This window comes from Vibrio makurazakiensis (genome assembly GCF_050337375.1).
Classification (GTDB): domain Bacteria; phylum Pseudomonadota; class Gammaproteobacteria; order Enterobacterales; family Vibrionaceae; genus Vibrio; species Vibrio makurazakiensis.
Map to the genome: position 1 here is coordinate 1 of NZ_JAKJSW010000135.1, position 12167 is coordinate 12167.

Annotated in this window: 8 protein-coding genes and 3 pseudogenes; all 11 read right to left on the bottom strand. The window is 42.3% G+C overall.

Features of this window, described 5'->3' with window-relative positions:
• Positions 1-286: pseudogene (locus L4C33_RS14670) on the bottom strand (hypothetical protein); the annotation flags it as partial.
• A gap of 359 nt (positions 287-645) precedes the next feature.
• Complete coding sequence (locus L4C33_RS14675; RefSeq protein ID WP_428813167.1) at positions 646-1287, bottom strand: sugar transferase; 642 nt, start codon at positions 1285-1287, stop codon at positions 646-648.
• Between the two features lie 9 nt (positions 1288-1296).
• Complete coding sequence (locus L4C33_RS14680) at positions 1297-2484, bottom strand: glycosyltransferase family 2 protein (RefSeq protein WP_428813168.1); 1188 nt, start codon at positions 2482-2484, stop codon at positions 1297-1299.
• Positions 2481-3593: a glycosyltransferase gene (locus L4C33_RS14685; protein ID WP_428813169.1), complete on the bottom strand. Its 1113-nt coding sequence runs from the start codon at positions 3591-3593 to the stop codon at positions 2481-2483. The genes L4C33_RS14680 and L4C33_RS14685 overlap by 4 nt, the downstream gene beginning before the upstream one ends.
• A gap of 261 nt (positions 3594-3854) precedes the next feature.
• Positions 3855-5279, bottom strand: coding sequence for a GumC family protein (locus tag L4C33_RS14690; RefSeq protein ID WP_428813170.1), 1425 nt, complete (start codon positions 5277-5279; stop codon positions 3855-3857).
• Complete coding sequence (locus L4C33_RS14695) at positions 5276-6394, bottom strand: glycosyltransferase (RefSeq protein WP_428813171.1); 1119 nt, start codon at positions 6392-6394, stop codon at positions 5276-5278. The genes L4C33_RS14690 and L4C33_RS14695 overlap by 4 nt, the downstream gene beginning before the upstream one ends.
• Positions 6387-7157, bottom strand: coding sequence for an acyltransferase (locus L4C33_RS14700; protein WP_428813172.1), 771 nt, complete (start codon positions 7155-7157; stop codon positions 6387-6389). The genes L4C33_RS14695 and L4C33_RS14700 overlap by 8 nt, the downstream gene beginning before the upstream one ends.
• 290 nt (positions 7158-7447) lie before the next feature.
• Positions 7448-8530, bottom strand: coding sequence for a glycosyltransferase family 4 protein (locus L4C33_RS14705; RefSeq protein ID WP_428813173.1), 1083 nt, complete (start codon positions 8528-8530; stop codon positions 7448-7450).
• Positions 8511-8678, bottom strand: a pseudogene (locus L4C33_RS14710) (helix-turn-helix domain-containing protein); the annotation flags it as partial. The gene L4C33_RS14705 and the pseudogene L4C33_RS14710, both read right to left, overlap by 20 nt.
• A 233-nt stretch (positions 8679-8911) precedes the next feature.
• Positions 8912-10088: pseudogene (locus L4C33_RS14715) on the bottom strand (sigma-54-dependent transcriptional regulator); the annotation flags it as partial.
• Between the two features lie 190 nt (positions 10089-10278).
• A partial coding sequence (locus L4C33_RS14720) for an ATP-binding protein (protein ID WP_428813174.1) occupies positions 10279-12167 on the bottom strand: 1889 nt, incomplete at its 5' end.

The following is a 12167-nucleotide window of genomic DNA, read 5'->3' on the forward strand; positions in this document are numbered from 1 at the left end:
CTTCAATGTTATTACTGGCTTTATCTTGGTAAATACCTTGAACGACCGCTTCCCAACTTTCATTCAAAGTTGCATTGATCTGTAAACCAACAAGGCTATCTCCAGTGACGGAAAAGTGTTCTTTTTCACCTTCGATCGTAAAATTACGACTAAAGCCGAGATCATCATTGTCTTTATACATACCGCCCAGAGTTGCAAAACCACTAATATCAACATCAGGAGTCGCCTGAACCAAAGTAGCAAGGCTCAATGTGATAGTAAGAATAAATATACGGTAAGTGGACATATCATGACCTTGCAACATTGCATTGGTTGATAAATATTACTGATAGTTAAATCATTAATTAACTGTAGAAGTTGGACTTTTCTTTATCAAGTAAATGCTATGTTCCTCAAAAACGCGATTTAGGAGATTTGAGTCACACTTCTTTGCTAATATAACAACCCTATAGTACAGCGTGCTGTATGTTTGTTTTGTGCTAATAAATCATGATTACTCCTATTGAGGTTATTTGTAATGGATACATCTCCTTTGTAGTTTTGCCGCCCTGTGAGGCGGCTTTTTTTATGCAATAAAACGGCAGTTACATTTCTCTATGTTGCTGAATATCTGTAGCTTGGTTCGCACAAACTATCGATAAGCGGTTATCTTCCTCTACCATCCACCATAACAATTATGGTTTTAGTGATAATGCCAAGATCTGTCGTTATCCAAGATTTAATAGAGCAAAGGCTAAGCGCGTAACTGTGGTCGAAGCCCACTTTTCTTCTAACATCATCAATACATGTATCGTAGCCTTGGTTGACTTGCGCAAGCCCTGTAATCCCCGGTAGAACCCCATAAGTTCTATCAGCAAAGTATGGGATTTCCGTTTCAAGTTTTTTGTAAAAGGTTGGACGTTCTGGACGCGGTCCGATTAAAGACATATCACCTTTTAAAACGTTAAACAGTTGTGGAAGTTCATCTAGTCTGGTTTTACGTAAAAACTTACCAACAGGTGTGATTCGTGGGTCATCCTCTGTTGCCCAAACGGCACCTGAACGCGCTTCTGCATCCTGATACATGCTACGAAACTTCATTATCTCAAAGAGATCCATCTTCTCTGGTGTAGACTTTCCAACACGCAATTGGCGGTAAAAAATAGGGCCTCTTGAACTCATGGCAATCGCTAATGCTATTAACGGAAATAGGGGAGCAAAAACAACAAGGATGATGAATGATCCAGTAACATCAAAAGTACGCTTCGCTCGAGAGATATTGTCTTGGTATAAGTGAGTATTCAACATAGTCATTCCTTAACGATTAACTCGTGTCCAGTGTGATTGTTCAAATCCAAGCAGGTAACGCAGCCCGCCAATAAAGTTTGCGTAGTGCCCAATGACTAGATAAGACACTAAGGTTAGAGGTTTGAATGAGAGAGCCTTGGGTAACCATTGAGCAACGATACCTAGGCTATAAACGCTAATCTGTACCCAGAGTAACGCTTCAAATATTGGGTAGCTTTTCAACATGAACGATGAAAACAGGCAAGCAATCATCAGGTATGGGGTGAGTAGGCGCAGCCCTTTACCTGAGAAAAAAGCAAACGCCACGCCACGAAACTTAGGGTTAAATAAACTAAATAGGGCGATAGCTTGTTGCATATTACCTGCAGAGATACGAAGTCGGCGTTTGAAGTCGTCATTAGCGGTAGTTTGCTCCATTTCTAATGCAACCATATTTGTGTCGTAGTCAGCTCGATAGCCTTTCATAACGATTTGCATCGGTAGTATGAAGTCATCATTGATTGTATTGGATGGCAACGTCTCAAACAGTACTGTGCGAAATAGATAGAATGCGCCATGTGATCCTAGGCTAGAACCGAAAGTGGCTTCACGTTGCTTTTGTGCGGTTTGGTATGCCCAGTAACTACTTTCTCCTTGATTTTCTGAAGGGCACAAGCAGTACGTCGCATTGACGACTCCTACTTGAGGGTCYGAAAAATGCGCGCTTGCAATCAGTAGTGAGTCTAAAGAAATTAAGGCTGATACGTCACTCAGTGCGGTAATGTCACTTTCGATCTCCGCTAATTCGGCGTTTACAACGGCAACTTTCCCACGGTTTTCTTTAAAGTCATGGACTTCGAAATGAATGTCAGAACAAATGGCTTCTTGAATCGTCATTTGTGCGACGTCGACGGTTTGGTCACTGCACCCATCACAAGCAATGATGATTCTAAGTTTATTACTAGGGTAATCCAACGCCGCTAGATTGCGGATTTTATCTGCGATGTACTGTTCTTCATTAAAGGCGGGGACAAGAACTGTCACCGTTGGCAAGAAGCTATCACGAGCGTCAACACGATACCCGCGCTCTACATCTTTTATTAAGTCGACAGGGTGACTTGTCGAGTACCATCGCAATATCAAAGGGTAGCCAATGTGATGATATACGATGAGTGCCGCGCTAGCTAAACACAGTGCGATGAAGATGACATCAATCATGCGTACACCTCGTTAGCTAGCTGGTCATAAGACTTCACCATGCTTCGAACGTTAAAGTTTTCCAGCACGAAATTGCGAGGCGAATTAGCGGACAATTTGGTGTCATGCATTCCCATATAGCTACTTAGTATATCGTGAGCCAGTGCAACGATATTATTGCTTTGTGTTAAGTAACTTGTTGTTGGACAAAGCGTTTCACTTACCGCACCTACGTTGGTCGCGATGGTCGGCACATTACACGCTTGTGCTTCTAATGTTGAAAGTGGTAGCCCTTCATGACGAGAAGGAAGGCAGAATAGGTCGAGTGATTGGTAGAAGCATGCCATGTCATCAATCAATCCAAGGAAGTACACGCGATTCTCTAAGCCCAGCTGTTCAACGAGCAGTTTTAAGCGATCTTTTTCGCGGCCGTCTCCTGCGAATGCAACCACGATATTAGAAGGGAGCATTGCCAATGCTTTGATAAGCTGATCTTGCCCTTTGACTTCTTCAAGTCTTCCGGCACAACCAATAATGGTTTTATCATGTGGAAGTTCGAAGATTAAGCGAGAGACTAGCTTGTTGCCGGGCTTGAACTTCTCGCAGTCGATGCCGTTTTTGATAGTAACTATGTTTCGGTAAGAAAACATAGACTGGAGTTGATCGTAGACTCGTGTTGCATCGGCGACTAATGTAGGTTGTGCCGCTTTTAGTGCCCAATTTTCAATTCTGCGATGTTTACTGTTATTGAGGTGCCAAGCGTCATGCTCTGTATGGATACGTTTAGGAACGCCTGCAAGTCGAGCTGCGACCCCGGCATACAATAAAGGACCAATATGGTGAGTGTGAACAACGTCAGGTTGGATGTCATTAAACAAGCTTATGAGATCAGTCACGATACTCAATTGCACGCCAGGGTGTTTATTTAGGAACAATATATTGTCGCGATACTCTTCCAGTTTTGGCCAATTCGCGATCGAAGTTTCATTGCTTCCTTCTAGGCTAACAATGATGGCGCGATCAGGAGCATGCGTAAATTTAAGAAAGTCTAGTGCAAGAATCTCTAAGCCACCGGGTGCTAGGTGTTGGACAACATGTATGACCGTTTTTGCATTTTTATTTTCGTTCATATTGAAGATTCCTTCTTACTTGACTCACTAATTACGTTTCTCTGATTACTCTGTTTGCATATCATGTGCCAACTTAAAAGCCTTTAATTAACAATGTATTATGAGTTGGTGTGGTGGTTTTATGTTGATTTTTCCTATTTGAAAATCAAATAAGGAGAAGAGATATTCAAATTAGTAAAAATGAGAGTAGTCAGGGCAGCAATATGAACAATGCCTCTAATCTAGAGGCATTTAATGAGGGGGGTGTTGGAATACGCAGAGCTAATTTAATTTCGGGATAATGGTTAAAACTGGGGCTTCTAGAATTGATTCAAGTTCATCACGGCGTTTAATCGTTGTGTCGAAGAGCTCAATAATAATCGCTAAACCACTACCCAATGCTAAACCTCCGATTATTCCAGCGATTGCAAATATGAAGGCTGGAAGGTTGGTTGGTGTACTCGGTGTGAAAGGAAGGTCAATAATTTTGACTCGTTTGTTTTGCTCAAACACACCGAGTGAACCTGTTAGTTGAGCCATTTCGTATCGTTCCATCAGTTCATCATAGAGCTTGCGTTTTATTTGCACATCTTTCAGTAGGCGATACATATCTTTGGCGTTTTCACCGAATTTATTGGCCTTGTTCTCAAGCTCGAAAATCATGGTTTTTAGGCTTTTCGTTTCCTCACTGAGTGATTCATAACGAGAGCGTACGAGTTGCAAGCTGTGCAGTTGAGTGACCAACAAAGGCTGAACATCTGAAAGTTTGGTTAATGTATTACTACTTGCAATATCCCATAATTGATCGCTATTAAGGCTCGGCTGTTTGACCTTGAGTAAGCTGGTTCTTTCATTTTCTAAACGTTCTAACTCTCGAACTTTCGCTTGTACTGCGCTGTGCTGACTGGTGTATTTTGCATTAAGAAGCGTTAAATCACTTCTGATTTCGATTATCTGATCCTCTAACTTACCGATAACGGGGTTGGTTTTAGAGAGTTGTTGGTCGATAGAACCTAAACTTTTCTTTACTCCGGCTAATTCTGCTTCTTTTTCGGCTAGGTTTTGTTTGAGTGATGCTAGACGATTCAAGCTTTGGCTTTGGATCTCGGGGGTAGAATGTACATTGGCATTTTTGTAAGTTGCCAATGCTTCTTCTGCCATATCTAGATCGGTTCTTCTCTTTTTAATATGAATCGCAAGAAAGTCGCTAGAATCTTGAATGGAAGATCGTTCTGGAGCCAATAGCTGTTCAATGAAATGTTCGCTAACAGAGCGTAGCAATTCTTTCATACCCTGAGGACTCCCCGAGGTTAGGCTTATCTTTAAGAAATCTTTACCAAGCTGAGTTACCGTAAGGCGCTCAGATAAATGGGCAATGATTCGATCTTTTTCTACATTACTCATTTCTTCATTAGTGAGTTGAAGTTCTTCTGCTACTGAATACAGTACATGACGACTGTGCAGTAGAGTTCGCAGTGCATTGATTCGGTCTTTTAGCATGGTAGAAACGGCAATGTCTTCAAGAAATGGATTCATTTTTGCTGTTTCTTGAATCAGCATACTTGTATGGGCTTCATATTTTAGGGGCGCTAATTTACTGATGCCAAGCCCAATAAATGGAAGAATAAGTATTGGCATTAATATGACGTAACGTTGGCGCCACATACCACCTAAAATAACCAGTAACCTTATTTTCAATTGGTTCATAGTAACTCCAGCATCCAGCCGACGAATTGGCTACGTTTCTCCCAGCTTTCTTCGGTAACGATATCTCTAGGTAGAGGTTGCTTGGTTTGAACGCTACGTAATGCTTCCACCATATCCTGAGCTGTATTCACAATATCAATATGATGCGCATAGGGCTTAAGCGCAGGAAAAGGGGTTGCGATGATTTGTGAGCCTGCGGCCAAATACTCAAGGAGTTTTAAAGGGCTACAAGCTTGAATTTGGTCATTGTCTACGAACGGTAAAAGACTTACGTCCCAGTGTTGTGAGTACTGAGGTAATTCGCTATGCGCTTTAGGGCCAAGGTAATGAACGTTAGATCGAGAAGGTAACTCGAGTGTGTTCAACTCATTTGGGCCGATGAATACGAAATCCCATTCAGGAAGCTGAGCTGAAACCTGGTCGATTAATGGGTAATTGAGCCATTTGGATAAACTACCGTAGAAGCCAGCTATCGGTCTATGGGGGCTTGGTAAATCGGATGCACGAGGTGCTGGCGTTGAAAATAGTTCAACATCAACACCATGCGGAAGCAGTTGTGTTTTACAGCGCGGGAATTTCTTCATTAGCTTATCGCTTACAGCAAAAACCAAGTTGGCTTTGTTGACCAAGCGTTTCTCGTGCTCTCTAACCGTCTTATGGTCGACACCCGCGAGAGCTTCAAAATCGTCACCACAGTAGTAGACGACAGCTGATTCACCAAGTTCTCCGCAAAGGTCTGCAGCCGTTGGTAATGATGTCCATAAAATAGGATTCTTCATATTGAGCTTTGTCATTAAAGGACGCAGCTGGCTCAGTAACATGTTCTTTGCGAGTTGACGTGCAATCGCTGACTTAGGGGCGGGGATTGTACGTAGGTTTGCGATAGTGATATTAAATTCACTCGATAGCTGCATCATATTTTGAGATTGCGTATGGCTTTGCCCAAGTAGCTTGTTGAAAGCTCGGAGTATATCCTTTGTGCAAACCTGTGGTTGTCGCAGGCCAATAGAGTTAATCCACAAAACTTTATGAGTTCGTGATAAGTGACGAACTAAGTGTTGTGTCGAAGAAGGCAGACCACCGAAGTCTTCACCGAATACAATAAGATCACGCATGGCTGCCTCCTTGTTGCTTTTCGGATTCTGTTTCATTGTCAGATGACTGCGGTCCCGGAATTTGTCCAACGACTTTTGCTGGGTTACCTGCCGCTATAGAGAATGGAGGCAGAGACTTAGTCACTACGCTACCTGCAGCAACAACGGTTCCTTCGCCTATTACCACTCCACCTTTTACGGTCACATTAGTCCCTAGCCATACATCTTGTTTGAGAATGATTTCGCCAATCTGAGAAGGGTCGTCCCCTTCACCTTGTGCACGTCGCTTGGCATCTAATGGGTGCCCTGAGTACCCAAATAGGAATCCGCCCCCGGCGATACGTACGTTGTCTTCCAGTATTACTTTAGTACCAACCGCTATTGTGGTTTGCCAATTAATATCGACGTTATTCCCAACGGACAATGTTGGGTTTTGAACCATTGAGCAACCTGAAAATGTGGTGTGACCAGAGATCCGACAATTATCACCAATGTGTGTAATCAGCGGACCACTGACAAAGGGTAATCCACCATAAAGGTAAAGTTGTTTTCCGCAGCTTGCCAACCGACCTTTGAACGCAGGCGTATAAAAGAATACCCGGGTCACAGCACCCAATAAATTGACGACGGTGTTGTGAAGAACATAAAGACTTTTATTGAATAGCTTGGGAGTTGGGAGTTCCAAGCAACGGATTCTCTTTAGTAAAAAGAACACATTTCTTACACGAGAGTTCGAGTGATTCTTTAACCAGTACTTAAAATTATGAATTGTCATTGCAGCCATATTGAGTACTCCTAGCCTGGGGTTGTAGAAGTACACTTCACAGATTGTGCCAAATAAGTATATTGTTAATTTTCAAAGGGTTATATGGTTGTTCTTTTTGTTTCTCAATTTGACAGGCGTTATGAAGGGCGTTTTTCTCATATTAGAGTAGAAACAGCACGACTAAAGTGACTCTCATAATGCGAATAGAGTGCCCATAAGTATGGGGCTTTCGCAAAAGTTAAGCGTTTTGGTGAAGCGAGGTTAATGAGTAAGATTTAGGAATTAAAGTGAGTGATAAACGGAAGGTTCTAAGAGAAATAGCACGTCAAAACTTGAGGGATCACAGCTTGTGATGAGTAATGTGTTTTTATAGTTTCACGGGCATTAGAGCGTATTTTTCTTTGTTGTTCTTCATCCATTTCAAGCCATTGATTAATGCATTCTGGCAATTCGTTTGGTGAGTCAACAATGAAGCCATTTTGTTTGTTGCTGATTAAGGCTGGGAGGTTACCAACCGACAGGGCGATAACCGGAATTCCGCGCCCCATAGCTTCTAGCGCAGCCATTGGCAGCCCTTCAAAACGAGAAGTAATGATCAGTACACTTACATTTTTCCATATTTCAGCCATATTTTGCTGGTGGCCGTGGAGTATGACATTAGCTTGTTGGTGAGACTGCTGTTTTAATTTATCGGAGTCAGGCCCGTCGCCATAAATATCGAATGTAAGTCGAGGGAATGAATCGGCAAGTTTAATAAAGCGATCAGGCCCTTTTTCATTGCTAAGTCGACCAACAAACGCAAAGTGGTTTGATTCGATACTTGGTTGGACGTTGGGTACAGAGATAAAGTTATTCAATAACGTAGAGCGAGAAGGCAGTTTTTTGCGAATCTTATCGCTAACCGCCAAAGAATGGTTTGATGCAAAGCTTGAATAACGATCAATAAAGTCATAAAGCCATACTCGCCCCTTAGGTGTTTCACCTGCATGATAAGTAGATACTTGACGTGTTGAGGGTAGATGACCTCGTATTTTAGCGAGTTTACTTATCAAGCTCGCTTTATAACCGTGAGCGTGAATTAGTCTAGGGCAGTGTTCTTTTGCCGCGAGTAGTAATAGCTGATAGGGAGATAAAGACGTGTTTAGTTTTGGATTTTCTTCGGCGTGTAAATCACTTAAGTAGCTGTAGCACAGTTCGTTTTTTTCTAGTTTATCAATAATGGCGGGAACTGGGTGATATTGAGTTAAGAGCACGACTCGAACACTAAAACACTGCTCACGTAGACCTTCTGCAAGTTCTAATACATGAGTTTCTATACCACCAAAAATTTGGCTGTCGAGTAACAGCCAAATTTCTTTAGAGTTTTCGAGGCTAGGCTTGGCTGCACTCATCTTCTGCTTCCCAGGCTTGCTTCTTACGATAAACCGTTGAAGGGCTGAGCTCTAATAACACTGCAGCATTAAGCACATTTCCATCACAGTGATTAATTGCGTTTTGTATCGCCTCTCTTTCTATTTGCCACATCGGTCTTAACGTGCCATCTGCGCTTGTAAACCCTAGGCCACTTGAAGAGCCACTATTTACAGGCGACTCTGTTTCTTGCGAGCTTTCAACCGGTTGAACTTCTAAAGAAGAAGGTTCGGAGGCTTCCTGTAATTCAGGAGTCGGGTAAGTTGATACTGGCTCTTGTTTCTGGGGCTGGTTTGTACTTGAGCCCCCGGTTGACGCCGTAACTGCGGCTTTGGCTGACGCGCTTCCAACAGAAGGGTTCGATGCTTTCTGTTTATTGATAGGCGGTGGCAACATACTTTTCGTGACACTCGTTTCGTTATTCAATACTACGATATTACGGATAATATTTTGTAGTTGGCGCACATTACCTGGCCAAGGGTAATGTTTGAGTATCGTTTGCGTTTCTTTATCAATAGAGGTGAAGCGTTTTTTATCTTGTTTAGCGTAAGTCTTTAAAAAGTGCGAAGCTAGCGTGACAATGTCACCTCCACGATCGCGAAGTGGTGGCATTTCAATTGGCACGACATGAACACGATAGTAGAGATCTTCTCTGAAACGGCCTTGTTCCACTTCTTCTAACGGGTCGCGGTTCGTCGCACAGATGATTCGTACATCGACTTTGATTTCACGGTTGCCACCAAGGGGGGTAAAGGTGCCTGTTTGTAGAAAACGCAGCAACTTCTTCTGCATTTCAAGTTCCATTTCACAGAGTTCGTCGAGGAATAATGTGCCCCCATGCGCCTGCATTGCCGCACCTTTTCGGTCAGTAGTTGCGCCGGTAAATGCGCCTTTTACGTGACCAAAAATCTCACTTTCCATTAAGTCCCGTGGGATCGCCCCGCAGTTTATGGCAACAAAAGGCTTATCTCGACGTTGGCTTTCTTGGTGGATAGCTTCAGCACAGACTTCTTTACCAGTACCACTTTCACCATTGATAAATACACTTGCAGTCGTAGGGGCTACAGAATCGATAATTTTGTAAACTGCCTGCATTGGTAGGCAAGAACCAATGAAATTATGGAAGTGTTTACGGTCGAATTTGGATTGAATATTGTCGACTAAATGTTCTAACTTAGCTCGCTTTAAGTGAAGGCGAACTGATGTTTTTAGCCTGTCGGCTTGAATTGGTTTCTCTAAAAAATCTTCGGCGCCTCGTTGAATAAGATCAACGGCAATATCAACTGAACCATGAGCGGTCGCAATAACGACGGCTGTAGGGAATTCATTTTCCGTGATCCAATCAAGAACGGCTTCACCAGACATATCGGGTAATTTGAGATCCAATATAACCAGTTGAGGAGCATGTCTTTCGATGAAAGTTTGAGCCTCTTTTCCTGTTTCAACATGGAAAATATCGTAGGGCTCATCTTTCACATACTGCTTATATAGAATCGCGAGCGAAGTTGAGTCTTCAACAAGTAATACTTTTGGTCGCATGTACAATTCCTTTTGAAATCATGAGATGAACAACAAATAGCATAAGGGGTCTAGTGCATCAACGCCCAATAGTGCTTAGTGGTGGCTATCGCATGTTTTTATTTGTATCTTTTGGAGTAAACCTTCAATAAGTAATAAGAGTTATAAGGTTCTGAATTACCGTCATTTTTTATAAATGACGGTTTCCTAATTACACTTTAGACTCAAACCCAATATCTTTCCTTGCCAAGATGGCTTTAATGGAAGAATCAGCAAGAGAATGTAGCTCTTCAACATCGACAAAGGCTTGCTCTGAATTACCTTGTTGGCACAGCTTTTCTACTTTTCTCGCAAGTGCTGATAGAGAGCGATTACCTAAAGCCAATGCTGAGCTTCCAAGAGTATGAGCTTCGAATTCGAGAGTTTCAGCGTTGTGAGTAGCAATGGCATTCGATATGTTGCTTAAGCGTTTTTCTGTCTCTTCTACGTAATGACCGATCAGGATTGGAATAACTTCCGCGCTCGTGTCTTCAATCATTTGTTGCAAGATTTGCTCATCAACCAGATGCGCCAAACTCGCTAATTCTGTAGCTTGATTGGCCACACCTGAATTTTCTTGAGTCGTCTCAGAACCTGTGTTGTTCTCTGAAGTTGAAGAGGGTTGTTGAGATTCTTGAATCTGATTCATTGCTGACTCATCCTTGTCATTTGCGTTGATGTGTTTGTTTAGCATAGACACAAGTTGCGATAACCTCATTGGCTTAGATAGGTAATCTGTCATACCTGCATCAATGAACTTTTCTTTATCACCGGTCAATGCGTGTGCCGTGAGGGCAACAATCGGAACAGAAGCTTTATCGTTGTCGTTAAATTGTCGTATTTCCTGACATGCTTCTATACCATCTTTTTTCGGCATTGATATATCCATGAATATTAAGTTGTAGTCATTATCTTGGTGCATATCAACTGCTTGCTGACCATTTTGTGCGATATCTATCTCCATTCCGATGTTTTTGAACATATTGATGACAACAAGCTGGTTTGCTTTGTTGTCTTCAGCAACTAAAACTCGACTACTTTTTATGAAATCACTGATCGGAGAAGGCTTAGTGAGCATTTTTGGATTCACTTCTTCGATGGTTTCATTGGTGATGTCGAGTACGACATTAAAAGAGAAAGTGCTTCCACGACCTTGCTCGCTCGATACCGATATTTGACCGTCCATTAACGCTGCAAGTCGTTTACAGATCGCCAAGCCTAAACCTGAACCATCTCTGCTACGTGAGTAACCTTGATCGACCATAGTGAACTCATCAAATAGATAGCTCATTGCCGTTGGTTCAATTCCAATCCCTGTATCTACGACTTTGCATCTTAGCTCCACTTTTTGATCCGGTAGCGTTACTGATGAAACAATGACTTCTATCGTGCCTTCTGAGGTGAACTTGATAGCGTTACCTACCAAATTTAATAGGATTTGTTTAAAGCGATGTACATCACCGATAACGGCTGTCGGTAGGGTGTTGTGGTATGTTGCAACTAGGTTCAGGTTTTTATGCGCGACACTAGCAGCGAAGCTTTCAATCGTGCCGTTGATGCAATCTGAAATAGAGAATCTTTTTCGTTCAAGGATTAAAGTATTCGCTTCCATTCTCGAAAAATCTAGGATGTCGTTAATGATGGAGAGAAGTAACTCACCTGAATCTGTCGCGGTGTTGATTAGGTGGTTTTGTTCCTTACTCAATCTTGTTTCTTGTAATAGAGACAAAATACCCAATATGCCGTTCATTGGGGTACGAATTTCATGTGACATTGAGGCTAGGAAACGGCTTTTCGATTCATTGGCTTGTTCGGCTTCTTGGCGTGCGAATTTAATTTCTTTATAGTTTGTTTGAAGCGATTGAGACATGCTGTTGAAGGCGTTGGCAACTTCACTTAACTCGTCTTTGTTACTAACGTCTAACTGGTAACCAGGACCTTTTTGTCTAACTTCCTGCGCTGCATCGGTAAGTTTTTTCAAATTTCGGGTTAGGTAGGTACCTAAAATAAAAGAAAATATCGCAACAATGACGACCTCGACTAGAGCAATCGACATAATGG

Bases quoted from the DNA above. Each gene is read 5' to 3' on its own strand.
- L4C33_RS14675 (WP_428813167.1), bottom strand. From the start codon at position 1,287: ATGTTGAATACTCACTTATACCAAGACAATATCTCTCGAGCGAAGCGT.
- L4C33_RS14685 (WP_428813169.1), bottom strand. From the start codon at position 3,593: ATGAACGAAAATAAAAATGCAAAAACGGTCATACATGTTGTCCAACAC.
- L4C33_RS14690 (WP_428813170.1), bottom strand. From the start codon at position 5,279: ATGAACCAATTGAAAATAAGGTTACTGGTTATTTTAGGTGGTATGTGG.
- L4C33_RS14695 (WP_428813171.1), bottom strand. From the start codon at position 6,394: ATGCGTGATCTTATTGTATTCGGTGAAGACTTCGGTGGTCTGCCTTCT.
- L4C33_RS14700 (WP_428813172.1), bottom strand. From the start codon at position 7,157: ATGGCTGCAATGACAATTCATAATTTTAAGTACTGGTTAAAGAATCAC.
- L4C33_RS14705 (WP_428813173.1), bottom strand. From the start codon at position 8,530: ATGAGTGCAGCCAAGCCTAGCCTCGAAAACTCTAAAGAAATTTGGCTG.